The organism is Aeromonas sp. R4-1 (assembly GCF_040908325.1).
Classification (GTDB): Bacteria; Pseudomonadota; Gammaproteobacteria; order Enterobacterales; family Aeromonadaceae; genus Aeromonas; species Aeromonas veronii.
The window spans coordinates 1-20,759 of record NZ_JBFODM010000026.1 but is presented as its reverse complement, the minus strand read 5'-3'; the positions used below and the strand labels follow the sequence as shown (position 1 = coordinate 20,759).

Here is a 20,759-nt window from a genome sequence, read left to right as displayed (position 1 = left end):
CAGGATCACCATGTCTCTCATCTTCAGCCAACTGCTCGACGGAGCCCTGAGCGAACAGGTTCCATTTGACCAAATCTGGTTTGCCAGTGAACAGGGGGTGCCACCCAGTTTCAGCTATCAGGTCAACTTTCCCCGCCTCGAGCTGGTCTTTAGCGGCGAGTATCTCAACCAGATCTGGGACAGGGAGGAGGGGGTCAGAGAGATCAGTGTATTGCCGGGGCAGGCGCTCTACATCCCCCCCAATGGCTGGAACAAGCCGCTTTGGACCACCGACTGCTCGGTGCTGAGTCTGCTGTTTGGCAAACGCCAGCTGGGGTTCAGTCTGGTGAGCAAGCGCCGTGAAGATCCCGATTTCTTCGATGTGCAAAAGCACAGCATCATGGCGCGGGCGGGCCATGTGATCGAACACATTTTGGCGGCGCTGAACGTACTGACCGAGGATCCTGGTCGCTCCCCCACCGATGATCACCTGCTGCAGGCCCTGCTGGCGAGTGCCCGTCAGCTGTTGCTGGAGTCCGCCACGGATCGGCCACGGGGGGCAGAGCTCTTTCACGGGATCTGCATCTATATCCAAGAGAACTTTCACCGTCCCATCACCCGTGACTCCATTGCCCACCGCTTCAACGTTTCAGCCAGCCATCTCTCCCACCTATTTCGCGAGCAGGGTCATATGCGCCTTGCCGATTACATCAGCTGGGTGCGGATCGATCGGGCCAAATTCATGCTGAAAAAGTACCGCTTTCGTCTTGAAGAGGTGGCCAGTCGCTGCGGTTACAGTGACGTGAACTACTTCTGCCGGGTGTTCAAGCAGAAGACGGGATTGACCCCGACCCAGTACCGTTCCCTGAGTCAGCCGCAGGCGGCCAGCGAGCTGGAGGGATAACGGGGCTGTGTCGGGAAGGCGTGGTGACGGCGCACTGGCGGGTGGCTACCTCTTTGGTCTGACATGCTTTCTTGTCGTTTTATTATGAAAATGAATGGGCTAAGATGGCCGCGCGCAACAAACAAGTTGATAACAAACGGAAGTTAGGAGATGCCGATGGAAAGCAAAGTAGTAATCCCGACCCAAGGTCAGAAAATCACAGTCGATGCCAACGGCAAGCTGCAGGTTCCCAACCATCCGATCATTCCGTTTATTGAAGGGGATGGCATCGGTGTTGACGTAACCCCGGCCATGTTGAATGTGGTGAATGCTGCGGTCGAGAAAGCCTACAAGGGCGAGCGCAAGATCGCCTGGATGGAGATCTATACCGGCGAGAAATCGACTCATGTTTATGGTGAAGGTGCCTGGCTGCCGGCCGAAACCCTGGATTTCATTCGTGAATATTGCGTGGCCATCAAGGGCCCGCTGACTACTCCGGTCGGTGGCGGTATTCGCTCCCTCAACGTAGCCCTGCGTCAGGAGCTGGATCTCTACATCTGCCTGCGCCCGGTGCGTTACTACGACGGCACCCCGAGCCCGGTGAAACGTCCTGATCTGACCGACATGGTGATCTTCCGCGAAAACGCCGAAGACATCTACGCCGGCATCGAGTGGAAGGCCGACAGCGCCGAAGCAAACAAGGTGATCGCCTTCCTGCAAAACGAGATGGGCGTGAAGAAAATTCGCTTCCCCGAGTCCTGTGGTATCGGCATCAAGCCGATGTCCAAGGCCGGTACCGAGCGTCTGGTGCGTGCCGCCATCGAGTATGCCATCGACAATGATCGCGACTCCGTGACTCTGGTGCACAAGGGCAACATCATGAAGTTCACCGAAGGTGCCTTCAAGGATTGGGGTTATGCTCTGGCTCAGAACGAGTACGGTGCCCAGCTGATTGACGGCGGCCCCTGGTGCTCCTTCAAGAACCCGAAAACCGGCAAGACCATCGTCATCAAGGATGTCATCGCCGACGCCTTCCTGCAGCAGATCCTGCTGCGCCCGGCCGAGTACGACGTTATCGCCTGTATGAACCTCAACGGCGACTACATCTCCGATGCGCTGGCTGCTCAGGTTGGCGGTATCGGTATCGCACCGGGTGCCAATATCGGTGACGGTGTGGCTCTGTTCGAAGCGACCCACGGTACTGCACCTAAGTATGCTGGTCAGGACAAGGTTAACCCGGGCTCCCTCATCCTCTCTGCCGAGATGATGCTGCGCCACATGGGCTGGGTTGAAGCGGCCGATCTCATCATCAAGGGCATGGAAGCGGCGATCCGCAACAAGACCGTCACCTATGACTTCGAGCGTCTGATGGAAGGGGCCACCCTGCGCTCCTGCTCCCAGTTTGCTCAGGACATGATCGACCAGATGTAATCTGCTGCTTGCCAGAAACGCAAAACCGGCGCCATGTGCGCCGGTTTTTTTATCGCGAAAGAGCGAAGGGGCTTATTGCGCCTGCTCTACGTGTTGCTGATAGCGTTGCTGCCATTTGCTGGTTTCTGCTTCATCACCCTGGGCCTTCCAGAAGGCGCAGATGGTGTTGGCAAGTTCCGAAGCCATCGCGTGATCTCCGTCACGTCGACTCATCAGATAATCTCCCAGCCAGCTTTGATATTGTTTCATTACCCGATCTCCTTATCTCATGTGCCCTTGAGGGTGCCCACCTTGACGGGAGCCTGTCGGCTCATCTGGGGGGAACATCATCAGGCATGATGGTGCAAAGTCACGACCCGGGCAGAGAGCCCGATGGGCAATCTGGCGGCGAACGTGACGCGAGATGTCAAAAAATGAGCGCCATTTTAGCACAAACTGACCAACTTGGGGAAATTGTCGCCATGGATTGCGACAGAACAGCCCCATCCCCTTGTTCCCAAAACAGAAAACCCGCCGTGATGGCGGGTTGATTTGCAGATAAATGTGGCAAAAGAGCCTAGATCTTGGCGCTGGCCAGGTACTTTGCCATCTCTTCGGCAGGCACCATGCCACCGCCGGTGGCCCACACCAGATGGGTGGCCTGTGCCATGGTTGCGGCATCGCAACCGCGCCCGGTTAGCCACTCGGGATTGGCTGCCACCCGCCACGGGCCGGCCATACCAGCCAGAGCGGAGGGCTCGAGTGTGATCTGTTCATCGCGCGCCAGCAGCCCCAGCAGGTCATACATCTCCTGATCGCTCAGGGTGTAGAAGCCATCGAGCAGCCGTTCCATGGCGCGGCCGACGAAGCCGGAGGCGCGACCTACCGCGAGGCCGTCGGCTGCGGTGAGGTTATCGATGCCCAGATCCTGCACCGCAATGGCATCGTGCAATCCGGTGTGGACCCCCAGCAACATGCAGGGGGAGTGAGTGGGCTCGGCGAAGAAGCAGTGAACGTTATCCCCGAACGCCAGCTTGAGACCAAAGGCCACGCCGCCCGGGCCGCCACCCACGCCGCAAGGGAGGTAGACAAACAGCGGGTGGTCGGCATCCACCTTGATACCCATCTCGTCGAACTGCATTTTCACCCGCTCGCCTGCCACCGAGTAGCCGAGGAACAGGGTGCGGGAGTTCTCGTCGTCTATAAAGAAGCAGTTGGGATCGCGCTCGGCCTCTTTGCGCCCTTGTTCCACCGCCACCCCGTAATCTTCGGCATATTCGACCACGATGACGCCGTGTTCGCGCAGCTTGCGCTTCTTCCACTCCCGCGCATCGGCTGACATGTGGACGGTGACGGTAAAGCCGAGCTTGGCGCTCATGATGCCGATGGACATGCCAAGGTTGCCGGTGGAGCCCACTGCGATGCTGTACTGGCTGAAGAACTGGCGAAACTTGTCGCTGAACAGTTTGCGGTAGTCATCCTCTTCGCAGAGCAGTCCCGCCTTGATCGCCAACTGTTCGGCGTGAGCCAGCACCTCGTAGATACCGCCTCGCGCCTTGATGGAGCCGGAGATGGGCAGGTGACTGTCTTTTTTCAGCAGCAGTCGACCGGTGACCTCGACCCCGTAGCGCTGGTTGAGCGTAGCCTGCATCGCCGGAATAGCGGCGATCTCGGACTCCAGAATACCGTTGCTGGTGCGGGTCTCGGGGAAGGCTTCGCACATGTAGGGGGCAAAGCGGGCCAAGCGGGCGGAAGCGTCCGCCACATTGTTGTTATCGAGCCCCACATAGGGCAAGCCGGCAGCCAGAGTGGTGGTGTTGGGGTTGAACCAGGTGACTTGCTCAAGCGCGATCAGGGATTGCACCAGTGGAAATTGCGTTGTGAGCTGTTGTACGTCGATGTTTTTCATAGTGTTCTCGGTCTTGTTACACGATAAAGGAGAGCAGGAAGGTACCGGCCAGCGCCATCAGGGAGGCGACCAAGGTGGCGGTGGTGTAGTACTTGAGTGTTTCGTTCAGGGTGGCGCCGCAATACTGCTTGACCAGCCAGAACAGAGAGTCAGTCACCATGGTGCAGCCAATAGCGCCGGAGCCGATGGCCAGGGTCATGATCTCTGGGCTGATGTTCGGGTAGTGCACCATGATGGGGGAGACGATGGCGCTGGCGCCCATCATGGCGACGGTGGCGGAGCCCACGGCGGCGTGCAGCACGATGGCCACCAGCCAGGCGAGCAGAATCGGGTGCATATCCAGCTGGGAGAGGATAGTGGCCAGACTATCGCCCAGCCCGCTTGCCTTGAGCACGCCGTTGAAGGCGCCGCCTGCCCCGATGATGAGCAGGATATTGGCGATGGAGGAGAAGCACTCCTCGGTCTTGTTGAGCAGCCCTTCCATCTTCATCTGCTGGCGGATCCCCAGCACGTAGTAGGCGGTGAAGGCGGCGATAAACATGGCGGTGATGGGGTTGCCGATAAACTCCAGCACGGTGTAGAGGTGGCTGGCGTGCTCCATATTGAGCTCGGCGACCGTCTTGGCCAGCATCAGCAGGATGGGCAGCAGCACGGTAAAGAGCGAGGCGCTTAAGGTCGGGAGAGTTGCCTCATCGCGCGCTTTGATGTCGGCAAAGGCCGCTGGCACCTCCTTGAACGGGAGCCGGTTACCCAGCAGCTTGAGGAACAGCGGGCCGCCCACCAGCGAGGCAAACAGCCCGACCGCGAGGCCATAGACGATGACGGAGCCGACGTCAGCCCCCAGCTGATTGGTGACGTAGAGGGCTGCCGGGTGGGGCGGCACTATGCAGTGCACGGCCATCAGGGCGGTGCAGAGCGGAATGGCCAGGGTCAGCAGCGAGGTGTTGGTCTTGCGGGCGATGGAGAAGGCGAGCGGAATGAGCAGCACCACGCCGACCTCGACAAACAGGGTGATGCCGCACACCAGACCCACCAGTACCATGATGACCTGTGGCGAGAGCCTGCGGCATCTCTGCAGGGCGAGACCGATGCGCTCTGCAGCCCCTGACACCTCCATCATCTTGCCGAGTATGGTGCCAAGACCGATGACGGCGGCGAGAAAGCCTAGCGTGCCGCCAATGCCCGCTTCCATGGCATTGACCATGTTGACCGGGTTCATCCCCATCAGGGTGCCGACATAGAAGCTCGCCAGCAGCAGGGCGAGGAAAGGATGCACCTTGCCCTTCACTATGGTAACCACGATAAGAACGATGCTACTTAGCAAAGTAGCGATGACCCATACCTCTGAACTCATACTGCGCCTCGACATCTGTTGTGTGTGATTGTTTATGCGCTTATTGAATGAAAATGAGGTGGGCTGACAAATGATGAAATCGACCACTTGGATGAACTGAGGTGATGCAAAGGCGCTGTATTGGTCACAATTTATCGAAATTACACTCTTTGGGTCTTTTGACTTCATCCTGAAGGTGGCCTGTGGGTGTATCATCGGCGGCTCTTGCGAAGAGGGGGATGAATGTATAACAGGGATAATTACATATCGCGCAACAAGCTGCTGAGTGGCTACCAGCTGGCCAAGCTGCACACCTTCGAGGCGGCCGCCCGCCACGGATCTTTTGCCATGGCAGCTGATGAATTGTCGCTGAGTCCCAGTGCCGTGAGCCACCGGATCAGCGCGCTGGAAGAGGAGCTGGGGTTCAAGCTCTTTGAGCGTTTTCACCGCAAGGTGGTACTGACGGCGGATGGGCAGCGGGTGTTCTGGGCGCTCAAATCCTCGCTGGAGTTCATCAATCAGGAGATCCTGGAGATCAAGAATCAGGAGCTCTCCGGTACCCTGACCATCTATTCGCGTCCCTCCATCGCCCAGTGCTGGCTGGTGCCCAGGTTGGCTGATTTCTCCCGCCTGCATCCGCAGATCGAGCTCAATATCATCACCGGCAACGAGAACATCAACCTGCATGGTTATGGCATCGATTTGACCCTCTATTTCGATGAGAAGAGCCCGGAGCGGCTTGCCATCCACCCGCTGATAGATGAGTTCATGCTGCCGGTCTGCAGCCCGGAATATGCCGAGCAGCACGGGCTTGTCGGCAATCCCGCCAACTTGTCCTTGTGCCGGCTGCTCCATGATCGGCAGGCATGGGGATTTGACTCGGATACCGATGAATGGAGCTGCTGGGCTCGCCACGCCGGGGTCAGCCTCGAGGCATGCCAGCTGAGCATGGGTTTTGATCGCTCGGATCTCGCCATCATCGCCGCCATGAATCACGCCGGGATCGCCATGGGGCGCAAGAATCTGGTGAGCAAGCGACTGGCACGCAACGAGCTGGTGGCCCCTTTTGCCGGGCTGGAGGTCAAGTGCGAGCAGCGTTATTACATGGCGACCCTGCCCAACCGCGAGTGCCCCAAGATCCAGGCCTTTATCGACTGGGCACAGGGGATGGCGGCCGAGATGGAATGAACCGAGGCCGGTGCGCAAGAGCAACATGAAGATGGTAAAGCGCGAGTGAACGAAGGTTGCGGTTTAACGTAGCGGGAAAATTGGGGGAGAGGGGTTGGCTGATGGTGGTTGGTCGCGAGTTGCCTTGCTGCCAACCGTGGCNGGCAGCAAGGCAACGGTCGGGATCAGGTGGTCTTTTCCAGATGGTTCTGGTAAATCTGCTGCCACTTGTCCAGTTCGTTTTCATCTCCCTGCTGCTGCCAGAACTCGCAGATGGAACTCGCCATCTCGCATGCCATGGCGTGGTCACCGTCACGGCGACTCATCAGGTATTGCCCCAGCCAGCTTTGATACTGTTTCATTGCACGATCTCCTTATCTATTTAACCCTTGATACTGCAGCTGTGGGACACCCGTCCCGCAGTGTTGCGCCACACTCCACTTTCGCCGCGCGTGTTGTCAATCAGGACAGAGAGCGTATGAGAAAAAGGCAAAAGTGTTAAAAATTGGCCACCACCTTATCACAAAATGGTGTGATATGCAGGCTTTGGGTCCAATTGAGTTATAAGCGCGGGTTGTGTGTCCCGACATAGCGACAGGGATTGACGGAGAGTATCGGCACGCAACTTGTGCCGCAAGCAGGCGTTTGAGCGGTTACTGGGTCACCCGACGTGCCTGCCAGTAGCGGCTGTTCCAGTAGACGTTGTCGAGGCGGGAGCGGATCACTCCCTTGCTGGTGGAGGCGTGAATAAACTCGCCGGCACCTGTGTAGACCCCCACATGGTACTGTTGCCAGCCGGTTTTGAAGAAGACCAGATCCCCGTGTTGCAGCCGGTAGCGATCCACCGGTTTGCCAATGCTGGCCTGAGATTCGGTGGTTCTTGGCAGGTTGAAGCCCAGCACCTGACTGTAGGCGAGCTGGGTGAAGGCGGAGCAGTCTAGCCCGGCGCGGCTGGCGCCGCCCATGCGGTAGGGAACACCGCGCCACTGTTGGTAGAAGCCATCGAAGGCACTGCTCTGCCGGGGGGCTGGAGGCGGCTCCGGCGTGCTGGAACAGGCGGCCAGCAGCAGAGTCAGCAGGGATAGCAGCAGCTTGCGATACATCGGGCTCTCTCCACGGACGGGTCTACCAAACGAGACATTTATCGAACGCCATATCCTGCCAAATCGTTCTGGGGGCAGGAGGGCATGCGACAACTTTTCCATCATAAACAGGGATCTGGCTCCAGACCTAGTCTCCGAGAGGAAAAATGTGGTGGGGAACTGAAAAATGCCAGCCCGAGGGCTGGTGTTTGTTGTCACTCGTTGTGGCTGATCAGCGGTTTAAGCAGCTCGGCCAGTTTGTAGAAGGTCTGTACCCTGGTGGTGCTGGGGCGCCAGACCAGCCCAATCTCGCGATAGGAGGTCTCTCCCGGCAGCGGGATGGCCACCAGATCGGAGTTGGCAAGAATGCCGGCATCGATGGCCATCTGCGGCAGGAAGGTGGTGCCCAGACCCGCTTCCACCATCTGCACCAGGGTGTGCAGGCTGGTTGCAGCAAACGGGTTGATCTTGCTCTTGTCCCGCAGGCGGCAGGCGCTCACTGCGTGCTCGGTGAGGCAGTGCTCCCGCTCCAGCAGGAAGATGCTCTGGTTGGGCAACTCCTTGTAGTCGAACGGGGTATGCAGACCGGCCGCCATGCTGGCGGGCATCACCATGTGGAACGGATCCTGACCGACGGTCTTGCAGTGAAATCCCCCGATCTCGATGGGCAGGGCGAGGATCAGCAAGTCGAGTTGACCCTGTTCCAGCTGCTTGAGCAGATTGCTGGTTGTGTCTTCACGCAGCAACAATTCGAGGTCAGGATAGGTTTTGCTGCACTCTTTCAGCAGCTTGCTGAGCAGGAAGGGGGCGATGGTGGGAATGCAGCCAAGACGTACCGTCCCCTGCATCACGCCGCCCTGATGTTGCCCGAGCTCCATGAGATCCCGCGCATCGGAGAGTAAATTGCGAGCGCGCTCGACGATTTCCATGCCGACCGGGGTCATAATGAAGCTCTTGTGGTCCCGCTCCACCAGTTGCAGGTTCATCATGTCCTCCAGCGTCTGGATCCCGGTACTCAGGGTCGACTGGCTGACATGACAGGCTTTGGCGGCGCGGTTGAAGTTCTTGTGCTCATCGAGAGCGACCAGATATTGCAGCTGTTTGAGGCTGGGCCAACGTTGCATAGAAAAACCCGATTAATGCTATCTATTTAATTTGATTTAACTAATCTACCACCGGGTCTATAGTTTGTCGCTTGAATTAGATGGACTTGGCTCTAGGTAGCCCAATCCTCACCGGATTGTTCACTTCACATAAAGAGGAATTGAATATGGTATTGGTAGGCCGTCCCGCACCCGATTTTACCGCCGCAGCTGTTCTGGGTAATGGCGAGATCGTTGATTCATTCAACCTGTCATCCCACATCAAAGGCAAAGCTGCCGTTGTCTTCTTCTACCCGCTCGATTTCACCTTCGTCTGCCCGTCTGAGCTGATTGCCTTCGATCACCGTTATGAAGAGTTCCAGAAGCGTGGCGTGGAAGTGATCGGTGTTTCCATCGATTCCCAGTTCTCCCACAACGCATGGCGTAACACCAAAGTGGAAGATGGCGGTATCGGTCAGGTCAAGTACCCGCTGATCGCCGACGTGAAACACGAAATCTGCAAAGCCTATGACGTTGAGCATCCGGAAGCCGGTGTGGCGTTCCGTGGTTCCTTCCTGATCGACAAGAACGGTGTCGTTCGCCATCAGGTTGTCAACGATCTGCCGCTGGGCCGCAACATTGACGAGATGCTGCGCATGGTCGATGCCCTGCAATTCCACGAAGAGCACGGCGAAGTGTGCCCTGCTCAGTGGGAAAAAGGCAAAAAAGGTATGCAAGCCTCTCCGGACGGCGTTGCCAAGTACCTGTCCGAGAATGCTGACTCCCTGTAATCGGGCAGCACTCTCCTTGAAGAACCGGCGTCTTGGCGCCGGTTTTTTTATACCTGAGATTTATCCATCCTCTGACATAGTGGCCACACTCTTCTCGTTCCATCGTTCCATCGTTCCATCGTTCCATCGTTCCATCGTTCCATCGTTCCATCGTTCCATCGCTCTCCTCGCTATTCCAAGCTGCCGTTCGCTTACATACTCGTCGTTTCGAAATGAGATGCTGATCCGTATGGTGGTGGGGGGATATGCCGACAGACAATCGCCATAAAAAAAGCGCGCCATAGGCGCGCTCAGTTCACAAGCGGAGGTGTTATTCCTCAAAGATCCCGAAGTGATCCTTGGCGAAATTGACCCGCTGCTCCACGTTCATCTTCACCTGACCCAGCTTCTCGATGGTCTTGAGATTGGGCACCAGGCCGCGACCGTTGGCGATCTGGATGGCAAGACCGGGACGGGCGTTGAGCTCCAGCAGCATGGGGCCGCGGAACTTGTCCAGCACCATGTCAGTACCGATATAGCCCAGACCCGACATCTCGTAGCAGGAGGCGGCGAGGGTGAGCAGGGTATCCCAGTGGGGCACCTTGAGCTCGTAGAGATCGAGGCCGGTATCCGGATGGTGGCGCAGCGGATTGCCAAACTGCACCGCCCGCAGGGCACGACCGGTACGCAGGCACAGACCCACCCCCACGGCGCCCTGGTGCAGATTCGCCTTGCCGTCGGAGGCGGCGGTGGAGAGGCGCATCATCGCCATCACCGGGAACCCCTTGAAGATGATGACCCGGGCATCGGGTACCCCTTCAAAAGAGTAGCCATCGAACACATCATCAAAGTTGATGAGGCCTTCCACCAGTGCCACGTCGGGCTTGCCGCCAAGCGAATAGAGCCCCGCCAGAATGTTGGAGACATGGCGCTCCAGATCCTGACCGTTGGAGGCGCTGCCGTTGGGCTTGTAGAAGAGGCCATCTTCCTGACGCAGGATCACCAGGATACCCTTGCCGCCCGAGCCACGGGCCGGCTTGATGCAGAAGCCCGGCCAATCTTTTACCAGCTCGGTGATGCGACCCACATCGTGCTGGGCACGGATGGTACCGATCAGCTCAGGCACGGTGACCCCTGCATCCAGCGCAATTTGCTTGGTCTGCAGCTTGTCATCCACCAGCGGATAGAGGCTGCGCGGATTGTAGCGGCTGATGTAGGAGTGGTTGCGCTTGTTCATGCCGAGGATGCCTGATTGGGACAGGCTCCACGGGGTGGTGTATTTTTCCCAGAACCACATCGGTTACTTGTCCTTACCCGGGGTGACGCCAGATTTCATCTCGTCCACCAGCGGCTTGAAACGCTTCAGTTCGCTCAGCTTGTAGCCGGTGTAGTTACCCATCAACAGCACGGTCGCCATCAGCACCAGCTGCAGGCCGAGGAAGTTGAAGGTGAGGTGACGGATCAGTTCATTATCCATGGCCAGATAGGCGATGACGGCAACCAGCAGAGAGCCGCCGCCCTGGCGGAACACCTCTTTCGGGCCCTCTTCTTCCCACAGGATGGACATCCGTTCGATGGTCCAGGAGAGGATGATCATCGGGAAGAAGGTGATCTTCATGCCGTCGGTCAGCCCCAGCTTGAAGGCGAACGCGGAGAAGATACCGATCATCGAGATAACCATGATGATGATGGCCGATATTCGGGCGACCAGCAGCAGGTTAAGCCGCGACAGATAGGAGCGGATGATGAGACCGGTGCCGACGATCAGCAGGAAGCCGATGAGACCGGTGACCAGCGAGGTCTGGATAAAGGCGACCGCGATCAGCACCGGCATAAAGGTACCGGAGGTTTTGATCCCCACCAGAACCCGCAGGAACACCACCATCAGCACGCCGATCGGGATCAGCAGCAAGCCCTTGAACAGGGTCTGCTCTTCCAGTGGCAGGCTGTGGATGGAGAAGTTCATCATCTCTGATTTTTCGAACTTCTGCGCCAGTGCAACGCTCACCGGCTGCTCTTGCTCGATCATCGAGAAGCTGACACGGGAGTTGTGACCACCGGTCACGTCCAGCAGGGCGCCGGAGTTATATTCCCACAGCAGCAGGTTGGCCGGACGACCCTGTTCACCGGTTTGCGGGTTGAACAGCTTGTAGTCGGTCGGGCTGTTGAATACCTGCAGGTAATCCACCAGCTCCTGACGACGGCGGCCATCTTCCAGATTCAGGGCATGCACCACGCGGGTGGGGACGTCAGCATTGTTGAGCAGCTCGGCGATCAGGTTGGCGCGGCTCTTGTGCTTTTTCAGCAGCTCGGCGTTCTGCTCCTGCTTCTCGATCTCCTTGATGATCTCGCGAGTCAGGGTGTAGCCGTCGGCAGAGCGCTCCTGTGCTCGCTCGAGGATCTGTTTCATCGCGGTGGCGTAAGGCTCACTCTCGATCTGCTTCTCGATGGCAGGTGGCTGCGGATTGGCGGCCGGTTTGGCATGGGCATCCGCCATCATGTCGACGCGGTAGTAGAGCTCCTGACGGCCAGAGGCGGTGCGGATGGACCACTCGGCGCGGGCATCGCCATCTTTCTCGACAAAGGAGAGGCCGTAGCCGGGGCTGGCGGCGTTCTCGTTCATCAGGGTGAAGCCGGGCTGGGTGCCCGGAATGGCCAGGGAGGCGATCACCGGCTCACCGGTCGCCTCAAACTCCAGCTTGGCTTCGATGGACCAGATCTGGCGCTTTTCACCGGGCGTCAGCGGCACATCCAACGCGATATGGTGATAGATCGTCATCCCCAGGCCGACAATGTACAGCAGGGCTACCAGCAAATAGAACGGCTTACGGGAAACCATGAATTATTTCACATCCTTGAGCTTGGGTTTGGGTTGGATATATTCGCGGGCCACATCAACCACAGCGATGTCTTTCAAAAATTCGCGACCCAGCAGCACAGGGAAGGTCATGTCGCTACGGTCTTTCAGGGTAAATTCGGCTTTCTCGGTCATGTCGCCAATGCGCACGGCCAGACGTACTACCGGACGGCGGTCCAGATCGTCGGCAGAGGCCTGACGCACTCGTACATGGCGTACCAGCGGCGCTTCGATCTGGATCTTGTCGTCCACTTCCTGATGGCTCAGGAAGAAGCGCACCCAGTTTTTGCCGTTGCGCTCGAAAATGGTGATCTCCTGCGCACTGATGGAGGAGGTGGTCGCACCGGTATCGACCCGGGCCTGGAAGGCGTCGTTGGCCGCATCAACCCAGATCCACTCGGCTTCACCGACCATCAGCTTGCCATCGATGGTGTGACCCTGATTGGGGGCCGGGCACTTCTCGGTGGGGATGGCCATTGGCTTGGGCGGTTCGGAGGGGAGGGTGGCGAGCTTGTGGTCTACTTGCTTGACGGACTCTTTCATATTGGTGACATCTGTGTTGAGCTGAACCAGCAGGTGCTGTTGCTGCACATACTGCTTCTGTTGCTGTTCCATGGATGTTTGCAGGCGCTGCTCGCTCTGGCTCAGCTCGCTACGAAGCTCGGCCAGCGTCAGAGCAGGGACCTGAGGCGCTTTTTCCATATTGACACACCCGCCGAGACTAAGCAGGGAGAGCAGGGTCATTCCTTTTAATTTGCTTTTCATGTCATTCATTTAACTGTGCTTCCTGGAATTGGGTCAGTGTAACTTCCTGAATCGCCATCGGCTAGTCTTTGGCCTTGCGGGCAATCAGTACGGCACGTTTCGGCGCCGGGTGTCCTTCTACCGTGAGTGCCGGATTGTCTGGATCCAGATAGTCACTCAGGGATTCATTAATCATCCAGTCGGTACGACGCTGTTCGTCGGTGCTGGTCATATTCTCGTCTACTATCCGCACGTCGGTGAAGCCGCAGCGCTCGACCCACAGCTTGAGGGCGCGGCTTGAGGGAATAAACCAGACGTTGCGCATCTTGCCGTAACGGTCGGTGGGCATCAGCACGTCGTTGACCCCGCCATCAATCACCAGGGTCTCCAGCACCAGCTCGCCATCATCTTTCAATTGATTGCGCAACTGCTCGATGTGCTCGATGGGGGATTTGCGGTGATAGAGCACCCCCATGGAGAAGACGGTGTCAAAGGCACGCAGCTCCGGCAGCTCCTGAATGCCGAGCGGCAACAGGTGGGCGCGCTGATCATTGCCCGCGAAGTGGCGAATGGCCTCGAACTGGCAGAGGAACAGCGGGCTAGGGTCGATGCCGACCGCCAGCTTGGCCCCTTCACCCACCATGCGCCAGAGGTGGTAACCGCTGCCGCAGCCCACATCCAGCACGTAACGGCCTTCGAGCGGGCTGATATGGGGCAGCACCCGATCCCACTTCCAGTCAGAGCGCCACTCGGTATCGATGTGGATGCCGTGCACCGTGAACGGCCCCTTGCGCCAGGGCATGAAGTGGCGCAGCAGGCTCTCGACCTTCTTGCGTTCACCTTCGCCAATGCTCTCGGCCGAGCCAATCTCGACCCGGCTTTTCAGCTCGATGTTGCCGGGGGAGACCACCGGCAGCTTGTTGAGGGCACGATTCCAGCGCGGCAGGTCGCCATGCTGGTTGTCATGTTGCCAAGCGTGCAGCTGGGCGGGCAGGGTATGCAGCCAGTGGCTCAGCCGGTTTTTGGCAATCAGTTGATAGAAATTGGCAAAGTCGATCATGGCTGGGCGTCGCTGGATTTGATGGCAATCATGGAGCCGAAGTTGAAGCACTGGAACCAGAGATCTTGATGGACGAAACCGGCCTCCCGCAGGCGTGCCTGATGCACCGGCAGGCTGTCGGTGCGCATCACGTTCTCAAGGGCGGTGCGTTTCTGGCTGATCTCCAGCTCGCTGTAGCCATTGGCCCGCTTGAAGTCGAGATGCAGATCGATGAGCAGCTCGTTGACCGGTTCATCTTCGAAGCGGAACTTTTCGCTCAGGATCAGGATCCCGCCCGGGCGCAGCCCATCGTGAATGCGCTGGATCAGGGCGGCCCGTTTCTCTGGTTCGACAAATTGCAGGGTGAAGTTGAGCACCACCACGGAGGCGTTCTCGATCTCGATGTCGCAGATATCTGCTTCCACCAGCTCCACTGGCACCTCGGATTTGAAACCGGAGAGGTGGGCGCGGGCGCGCTCGATCATCGGATGGGAGAGATCCACCGCCGTGATACGGCAGCCGGGCTGGCTGACATGGCGACGCATCGCCTGGGTCGCGGCGCCCAGTGAGCAGCCGAGATCATAGAGTCGGCTCTCGGGTTGGGCGTAGCGGGCGGCCATCATGCCGATGGCAGAGATGATGTTGCTGTAACCCGGCACCGAGCGCTGGATCATATCGGGAAACACGTCGACGACCTGTTCGTCAAAACAGAAGTCACCCAATCGGGCGATCGGGGCGGCAAAAATTTGATCTTTGGTATGCATGCTGGCGCAACCTGACAGTCGGGACATCACCCGGCTGTATTGTTCAATTGAGTCGTTGGGTGACACCCATCAGAGTAGATTTATCACCTGTTTACGAACGGGATGGCTGGTCATGAAATCCTTTGGACCTGTCCTGTTCGTACGGGCCATGTTCCGGACCCTTACTTGGGGCGGTAGTGTAGAGGATTGATGGCCGTTTGTCTTGACGCCAGGGCTTGCCACGCCACAAAAAAGCACTTTTTTTGCAGCGAAACGATGGCCGCAGAATGGGTTGGCTAAAAGCGCAGCACTCCCTGCCGTGCGCGATCGTTTTCCCCTGGCCAGGGGGCCATCTCCTGCTCCAGCAAGCGGGTGATCTGGCGGGCCAGCTCAGGTGCCTGGGCGTTGTCGGCAGTATGTATATAGAGGTAGAGGTCCTTGCCCTCGGAAAGCCACTGGCGCCAGTGGGGGAGCCAGCTGGGTAGGAAGGGGTGATTGGCCGCCGGGTCCGGCAGGCCGATAAAGCGCACCATGGGGGCGTTGGCGGTGGCCAGCAGATGCACCGGCAGGCGCGGTTTCTTGCCCTGGGCATCGACAAGGGCTGGCGTGGTTGCTTGCACCGAGAAGAGTGGCCGGCTGTCGAGCATCACCCGGTTCACACCCTGTTCCATCAGCAGTCGGTTCAATGCCCGCTCGGCCTCCCCCTTGGCGAAGAAGTCGGGGTGGCGCACTTCGAGGGCGTAGCGAAACGCCCGCGGCAGCCGATCGATGAAGGCCGCCAGTCTGGCCAGTCCCTCTGGCCCAAAACGGGCGGGCAACTGCAGGGTGAGCAGCCCCAGCTTGTCGTGTAGTGGCGCAAGCAGCTTGATAAAGTCGGCGACTTGCTTGTCTGCGCTCACCAGATCGCTCTGGTGGCTGATGGTTTGCGGAAATTTGAAGTTCAAACGAAAGTGATCGGGCACCGCATCGGCCCAGCGCTGTACCGTGTCCGGTGTCGGCAGGGCGTAGAAGGTGGTGTTACCCTCCACCGAGTTGAAGACGGTCGCATAGTGGGCGAGATGTTCGGCAGGCTTGGCGCCAAGGCCCAGCAACTGGCCTGGCCAGCTGGGGTGGGACCACTGCGGCAGGCCCAAATAGAGGCTCATGATGGCTATTCTCTTCGCTCTTGGTGCATTCGTGCCGATTTTTTGCCCGCTTTTTGCCATCGAGTGCAAAAAACTGGCGAAAGGAGGCTGCTGGCCATTTTACCCAAAAGGGGGTTTTCCTCTATAATGCCAGCCCTTTTGTTTTTCAATTTCTTGTGACCCATGCCTATCTACGAATATCGTTGCGACGTCTGTGGCCATGAATTGGCAAAACTGCAAAAGCTTTCCGATGCCCCCCTGACCGACTGTCCGGCCTGTAGCAAGCCGAATCTGGTCAAGCTGATATCGGCGGCAGGCTTCCGGCTCAAGGGAACCGGATGGTACGAGACTGATTTCAAACCGGGTAAGAAAAAGAATCTGGCCAGCTGTGAGACAGACGGTGCTTGCCAGTCGTGCCCGGCGGCCCAAGGTTAACCGTCTCTCTACAATTTCGAAGGAAGAAGTCCATGCGCTCTATCTATTGCGGACAGGTCAATGAGGCCCATGCAGGGCAGACCATTACATTGTGCGGTTGGGTTCATCGTCGTCGTGATCTCGGCGGTCTGATCTTTATCGATATGCGCGACCGGGAAGGGATCGTTCAGGTGTTCTTCGATCCGGACAAGCCGGAGGCGTTCGCCCTGGCCTCCGAGCTGCGCGGCGAGTTCTGCATCCAGGTGACCGGCGTGGTGCGCACCCGTCCCGAGTCCCAGCGCAACAGCGACATGGCCACTGGCGCCATCGAAGTGTTCGCCCACGAACTCAACATCATCAACCGTGCCGAGCCGCTGCCGCTGGACTTCAATCAGGTCAACAGCGAAGAGATCAGCCTCAAGTATCGTTACCTGGATCTGCGTCGTCCCGAGATGGCCAAGTACCTGAAGACCCGTGCCAAGGCCAGCGCCTTCGTACGCCGCTTCATGGACGAGCACGGCTTCCTCGATATCGAGACCCCGATGCTGACCAAGGCCACCCCGGAAGGTGCCCGTGACTATCTGGTGCCGAGCCGCGTGCACAAGGGCAAGTTCTACGCTCTGCCGCAATCACCCCAGCTGTTCAAGCAGTTGCTGATGATGTCCGGCTTCGATCGCTACTACCAGATCGTCAAGTGCTTCCGTGACGAAGACCTGCGTGCCGACCGCCAGCCGGAATTCACCCAGATCGACGTGGAGACCTCCTTCATGACCGCGCCGCAGGTGCGTGAAGTGATGGAAGAGATGATCCGCAAACTGTGGCTGCACATCCTGAACGTGGATCTGGGCGACTTCCCGATCATGACCTTCGACGAAGCCATGCGCCGCTACGGCTCCGACAAGCCGGACCTGCGTCTGCCAATGGAGCTGGTTGATGTGGCCGATCTGCTGACTGCTGTCGAGTTCGCCGTGTTCGCGGGCCCCGCCAACGATCCGAAAGGCCGTGTGGCTGCCCTGAAAGTCCCGGGCGGTGCCGAGCTCTCTCGCAAGCAGATCGACGAATACACCAAGTTTGTCGGCATCTACGGTGCCAAGGGCCTGGCCTGGATGAAGGTCAACGAAGCGGCCAATGGTATCGAAGGCGTGCAGTCTCCGGTTGCCAAGTTCCTCTCTGACGCCATCGTGCGCGAGATCCTGGCTCGTACCGGCGCTGCCGACGGCGACATCATCTTCTTTGGCGCTGACAGCAAGAAAGTGGTCTGCGATGCCATGGGCGCCCTGCGTCTGAAAGTGGGTCGCGATCTGGGCCTGCTGGAGAACAGCTGGAAACCGCTGTGGGTCATCGACTTCCCGATGTTCGAGGAAGATGGTGAAGGTGGTCTGGCCGCCATGCACCACCCGTTCACCGCGCCGAGCAACATGAGCCCGGCCGAGCTGAAAGCCAACCCTGTGGGTGCTTACGCCAACGCCTACGACATGGTGATCAACGGCTACGAAGTGGGTGGAGGCTCTGTCCGTATCCACAACAGCGAGATGCAATCCACCGTGTTCGATATCCTGGGTATCACCCCGGCCGAGCAGCGCCTGAAATTCGGCTTCCTGCTGGATGCGTTGAAGTACGGTACCCCGCCGCACGCCGGTCTGGCCTTCGGTCTGGACCGTCTCAGCATGCTGCTGACCGGCACCGAAAACATTCGGGACGTCATCGCCTTCCCGAAAACGACCGCGGCCGCCTGTCTGATGACAGACGCCCCCAGCCTTGCCAACGCCGCCCAACTGGGTGAGCTGGCGATTGCAACCACCGTCAAGGGCGACGAGTAAGCCGATACCGGCACCGGAGGCCGCCGCCGTGCGGCCTCTGTGTTTCCCTTGGGTTAGTCATGATCAGTGTTACTGACATTTAAAAAATAACGGAGAGTCTCTATGGCAGGTCACAGTAAATGGGCCAACATCAAACACCGCAAGGCCGCTCAGGACGCCAAGCGTGGCAAGATCTTCACCAAACTGATCCGCGAAATCACTACCTCCGCGCGTCTGGGTGATGCCGATCCGGCCAACAACCCGCGTCTGCGTGCTGCGGTGACTGCCGCCCTGACCAACAACATGACCCGCGACACCATCAACCGTGCCATTCAGCGTGGCGCCGGTGGTGGCGATGGCGAACAGCTCGAGACCATCGTATACGAAGGTTACGGCCCGGCTGGCTCTGCCGTGATGGTAGAGTGCCTGACCGATAACCGTAACCGTACCGTAGCCGAAGTGCGCCACGCCTTCAGCAAGTGCGGTGGCAACCTGGGTACCGACGGCTCCGTTGCCTATCTGTTCAGCAAGAAAGGTCTGCTGACTTTCGTGGGCGTAGACGAAGATGCCCTGATGGATGCCGCGCTGGAAGCGGGCGCCGATGACGTGGTCACCGAAGAGGATGGCACCATCGAGGTGTACACCACCCCGAACGACTTCGGTACCGTGCTGGACGGTCTGGAAGCTGCCGGCTTCAAGGCCCAGAGCGCCGAAGTGACCATGATCCCCTCCACCGAAGCGGAGCTGGATGCAGAAACTGCACCCAAGCTGATGCGTCTGATCGACATGCTGGAAGATCTGGACGATGTGCAAGAGGTGTATCACAACGGCTCCATCTCCGATGAAGTCGCTGCGACCCTCTGATCGCTGAATCGTGCTCTCCCAATGGCAGCCAGATGGCTGCCATTTTTTTATCTTTGCATCGTGGCAACTGCTGATGTGTCGGTTGAGCAACCGGTGCAACAACTCTCTTCACTGACAGTCTTTCCCGCTTTCTCTGCGAATTATCATTGCTCTGTCTCTGCCAGTCGGTTGGCCCTGCACGTATGCCAGTCGCAGTTCTGCTGCATTGCGTTAGCGAGGCTCCGCTTATCCTGTTTATCACACCTTTAGCTCTTGAGATGGCGTTGACTGCTCACATCTGCCCGTCAGGGTAATTCGTTGCGGGTAGGGGATAGGAGGTGATGGAGCGTGCTCTTGTTATCACCGGGGCCCATCAATACAGAGTCACAGGTTGGGATGTCGATAACGGATTGGTTGGGGCGAGTTGGTTGGTTGGTTGGTTGGTTGGTTGGTTGGTTGGTTGGTTGGTTGGTCTGGAAGATAGGTGCTGCACTAAATAACTGATCCCAATAGTGCTACACCTTCGCTGTGCCATAGCCATTCCCCGGGAAAGGAGACACGGTATCCATGAAGTGTTTCACTCGGGCCAGCAGGTTTGCCATCCCTCTGCATTGATGATTGCGCGTGATGGTTTCATGTAACTTGTGCCACAGCCGTTCGATGTGATTAACCCAAGGACTGTAAACTGGCTGGAATACCAGGCAGAACTTGGGATTCTTCTTCAACCATCGCTCGGTCTGTTTGCTTTTGTGAATGATGTAGTTATCGAGGATCAACGTGATGGTTTTGGCTCGTCGGTAGTGGTGGCGCAGCTTTTCCAGCATGGCAATAAACAGCGATGAGTTTTTCTTGATCCCGCTGACGTAAAGTACCCTTCCGTTGCCTGCGTGGAGAACGCCTGCCAGATAATGCTTGGCATTCTGCCCCGGTGTGACAACCCGCTTTTGCTGCGCTCTGAACATCCAGTCGGCTCCTAATTTGGGATTGAGGTCTATATCGACTTCATCCTCATAAAACACCGGATTATCGGCATCACAGCGGGCCAGCGCGGCGTCGATATTCGCCATTTTTTCCTGATAGGCTGGGTCTTTTATCCGCAAGGTCGGCACGGGCCTGCGCCAGACAATGCCCATACGAGGTAACCATCGGCGGAGCGTGGAGGCTGCCACATTGAGCCCTGTTAACCGATTGATTTTTATAGCCAATAGTTCAGTACACCAACGGCTGCGCTGATAACCAAAATCTTGCGGAGAAAACTGCATGAGCAGCACCAGTAAGGTGACAATCTTGGCGATAGGTAAGACTGGGGCACGGCCAGCCGGTAAGGCTTCTAGCGCATCTATGCCTTCATCTCGATACCACCGAAGCCAACGACCGATGGTCGAGCGCGCAGCGCCGGTAAGGTGATGAACATCGGTGATCGTGCGTCCTTCATGTAACAGCAAGATGGCCATCAAGCGACGAGCATGTCCTTTATCACGGGTGGCATGGATGATTTTGTGAATGCGGCGCCGTTGTGGTCGTGGCAGAGGTGGTAGGATAGGCATCAACTCAGTCCTTTGGGTGTGGCTTGTTTTGTTT

21 protein-coding genes are annotated in these 20,759 nt (G+C 58.1%); 7 read left to right on the top strand and 14 right to left on the bottom strand.

All coding sequences use genetic code 11. The features are described from left to right. Positions 1 to 10 precede the first annotated feature (10 nt). Both AB5Y90_RS03205 and icd read left to right on the top strand, forming a co-directional pair. Positions 11 to 883 carry a helix-turn-helix transcriptional regulator gene (locus tag AB5Y90_RS03205; RefSeq protein WP_368166552.1) on the top strand — a complete coding sequence of 291 codons (873 nt, stop codon included), beginning with the start codon at positions 11 to 13 and terminating at the stop codon, positions 881 to 883. 156 nt (positions 884 to 1,039) lie between these two features. Continuing rightward, the gene (icd, locus tag AB5Y90_RS03200; protein WP_005347179.1) at positions 1,040 to 2,293 is read left to right on the top strand and encodes an NADP-dependent isocitrate dehydrogenase; all 1,254 of its coding nucleotides are present in this window, start codon (positions 1,040 to 1,042) and stop codon (positions 2,291 to 2,293) included. Positions 2,294 to 2,365: 72 nt separating this feature from the next. Here icd and AB5Y90_RS03195 read toward each other — a convergent pair whose 3' ends face one another. From AB5Y90_RS03195 to dsdX, 3 genes are all read right to left on the bottom strand, one after another. Then, positions 2,366 to 2,542: a hypothetical protein gene (locus AB5Y90_RS03195; protein WP_005337712.1), complete on the bottom strand. Its 177-nt coding sequence runs from the start codon at positions 2,540 to 2,542 to the stop codon at positions 2,366 to 2,368. Positions 2,543 to 2,849: 307 nt separating this feature from the next. After that, a complete protein-coding gene (locus tag AB5Y90_RS03190) occupies positions 2,850 to 4,181 on the bottom strand; it encodes a D-serine ammonia-lyase (protein WP_307896500.1) in 1,332 nt (443 codons plus the stop codon). 16 nt (positions 4,182 to 4,197) lie between these two features. Then, positions 4,198 to 5,535 (bottom strand): D-serine transporter DsdX, encoded by a 1,338-nt coding sequence (gene dsdX, locus AB5Y90_RS03185; RefSeq protein WP_368166551.1) that lies wholly within the window; start codon positions 5,533 to 5,535, stop codon positions 4,198 to 4,200. A 222-nt stretch (positions 5,536 to 5,757) separates the two neighbouring features. Here dsdX and dsdC point away from each other — a divergent pair, with 222 nt between their 5' ends. Further along, positions 5,758 to 6,702, top strand: coding sequence for a DNA-binding transcriptional regulator DsdC (dsdC, locus tag AB5Y90_RS03180; protein WP_307896502.1), 945 nt, complete (start codon positions 5,758 to 5,760; stop codon positions 6,700 to 6,702). 164 nt (positions 6,703 to 6,866) lie between these two features. Here dsdC and AB5Y90_RS03175 read toward each other — a convergent pair whose 3' ends face one another. The 3 genes from AB5Y90_RS03175 to AB5Y90_RS03165 all read right to left on the bottom strand — a co-directional run bounded on the left by AB5Y90_RS03175 (position 6,867) and on the right by AB5Y90_RS03165 (position 8,887). Continuing rightward, complete coding sequence (locus AB5Y90_RS03175) at positions 6,867 to 7,043, bottom strand: hypothetical protein (protein WP_005337704.1); 177 nt, start codon at positions 7,041 to 7,043, stop codon at positions 6,867 to 6,869. A gap of 291 nt (positions 7,044 to 7,334) precedes the next feature. Beyond that, on the bottom strand, positions 7,335 to 7,784 hold the full coding sequence (locus AB5Y90_RS03170; protein ID WP_005337703.1) for a C40 family peptidase: 450 nt from the start codon (positions 7,782 to 7,784) through the stop codon (positions 7,335 to 7,337). 194 nt (positions 7,785 to 7,978) lie between these two features. Continuing rightward, positions 7,979 to 8,887 (bottom strand): hydrogen peroxide-inducible genes activator, encoded by a 909-nt coding sequence (locus AB5Y90_RS03165; protein WP_005337702.1) that lies wholly within the window; start codon positions 8,885 to 8,887, stop codon positions 7,979 to 7,981. 146 nt (positions 8,888 to 9,033) lie between these two features. On the opposite strand from AB5Y90_RS03165, the gene AB5Y90_RS03160 reads away from it, so the two are divergent. Beyond that, positions 9,034 to 9,636 carry a peroxiredoxin C gene (locus AB5Y90_RS03160; protein WP_005337701.1) on the top strand — a complete coding sequence of 201 codons (603 nt, stop codon included), beginning with the start codon at positions 9,034 to 9,036 and terminating at the stop codon, positions 9,634 to 9,636. A gap of 310 nt (positions 9,637 to 9,946) precedes the next feature. On the opposite strand, the gene AB5Y90_RS03155 is transcribed toward AB5Y90_RS03160, so the two are convergent. The 6 genes from AB5Y90_RS03155 to AB5Y90_RS03130 form a co-directional block, all read right to left on the bottom strand. Continuing rightward, complete coding sequence (locus AB5Y90_RS03155; RefSeq protein ID WP_005337700.1) at positions 9,947 to 10,912, bottom strand: alpha-L-glutamate ligase-like protein; 966 nt, start codon at positions 10,910 to 10,912, stop codon at positions 9,947 to 9,949. Between the two features lie 3 nt (positions 10,913 to 10,915). Then, a complete protein-coding gene (locus AB5Y90_RS03150; RefSeq protein WP_005337699.1) occupies positions 10,916 to 12,454 on the bottom strand; it encodes an inactive transglutaminase family protein in 1,539 nt (512 codons plus the stop codon). A gap of 3 nt (positions 12,455 to 12,457) precedes the next feature. Next, the gene (locus AB5Y90_RS03145) at positions 12,458 to 13,246 is read right to left on the bottom strand and encodes an ATP-dependent zinc protease (protein WP_005337698.1); all 789 of its coding nucleotides are present in this window, start codon (positions 13,244 to 13,246) and stop codon (positions 12,458 to 12,460) included. A 52-nt stretch (positions 13,247 to 13,298) separates the two neighbouring features. Beyond that, entirely contained in the window at positions 13,299 to 14,276 is a 978-nt protein-coding gene (gene cmoB, locus AB5Y90_RS03140) for a tRNA 5-methoxyuridine(34)/uridine 5-oxyacetic acid(34) synthase CmoB (RefSeq protein WP_307896504.1), read from the bottom strand. Beyond that, positions 14,273 to 15,019 carry a carboxy-S-adenosyl-L-methionine synthase CmoA gene (cmoA, locus tag AB5Y90_RS03135; RefSeq protein ID WP_108612837.1) on the bottom strand — a complete coding sequence of 249 codons (747 nt, stop codon included), beginning with the start codon at positions 15,017 to 15,019 and terminating at the stop codon, positions 14,273 to 14,275. The genes cmoB and cmoA overlap by 4 nt, the downstream gene beginning before the upstream one ends. Before the next feature lie 275 nt (positions 15,020 to 15,294). Further along, positions 15,295 to 16,143 carry a DUF72 domain-containing protein gene (locus tag AB5Y90_RS03130; RefSeq protein ID WP_368166550.1) on the bottom strand — a complete coding sequence of 283 codons (849 nt, stop codon included), beginning with the start codon at positions 16,141 to 16,143 and terminating at the stop codon, positions 15,295 to 15,297. Between the two features lie 162 nt (positions 16,144 to 16,305). Here AB5Y90_RS03130 and AB5Y90_RS03125 point away from each other — a divergent pair, with 162 nt between their 5' ends. The 3 genes from AB5Y90_RS03125 (at position 16,306) to AB5Y90_RS03115 (ending at position 19,199) form a co-directional block, all read left to right on the top strand. After that, the gene (locus AB5Y90_RS03125) at positions 16,306 to 16,557 is read left to right on the top strand and encodes an FmdB family zinc ribbon protein (protein ID WP_005337686.1); all 252 of its coding nucleotides are present in this window, start codon (positions 16,306 to 16,308) and stop codon (positions 16,555 to 16,557) included. 32 nt (positions 16,558 to 16,589) lie between these two features. Continuing rightward, the gene (gene aspS / locus AB5Y90_RS03120) at positions 16,590 to 18,356 is read left to right on the top strand and encodes an aspartate--tRNA ligase (RefSeq protein ID WP_005361614.1); all 1,767 of its coding nucleotides are present in this window, start codon (positions 16,590 to 16,592) and stop codon (positions 18,354 to 18,356) included. Between the two features lie 102 nt (positions 18,357 to 18,458). After that, a complete protein-coding gene (locus AB5Y90_RS03115) occupies positions 18,459 to 19,199 on the top strand; it encodes a YebC/PmpR family DNA-binding transcriptional regulator (RefSeq protein WP_005337681.1) in 741 nt (246 codons plus the stop codon). A 284-nt stretch (positions 19,200 to 19,483) separates the two neighbouring features. Here the strand turns inward: AB5Y90_RS03115 and AB5Y90_RS03110 are convergent, their stop codons facing one another. Both AB5Y90_RS03110 and AB5Y90_RS03105 read right to left on the bottom strand, forming a co-directional pair. Next, positions 19,484 to 19,660 carry a PT domain-containing protein gene (locus AB5Y90_RS03110; RefSeq protein ID WP_368166561.1) on the bottom strand — a complete coding sequence of 59 codons (177 nt, stop codon included), beginning with the start codon at positions 19,658 to 19,660 and terminating at the stop codon, positions 19,484 to 19,486. A 33-nt stretch (positions 19,661 to 19,693) separates the two neighbouring features. Beyond that, positions 19,694 to 20,725: an IS630-like element ISAhy2 family transposase gene (locus AB5Y90_RS03105; RefSeq protein WP_001809438.1), complete on the bottom strand. Its 1,032-nt coding sequence runs from the start codon at positions 20,723 to 20,725 to the stop codon at positions 19,694 to 19,696. Positions 20,726 to 20,759: the final 34 nt, after the last annotated feature.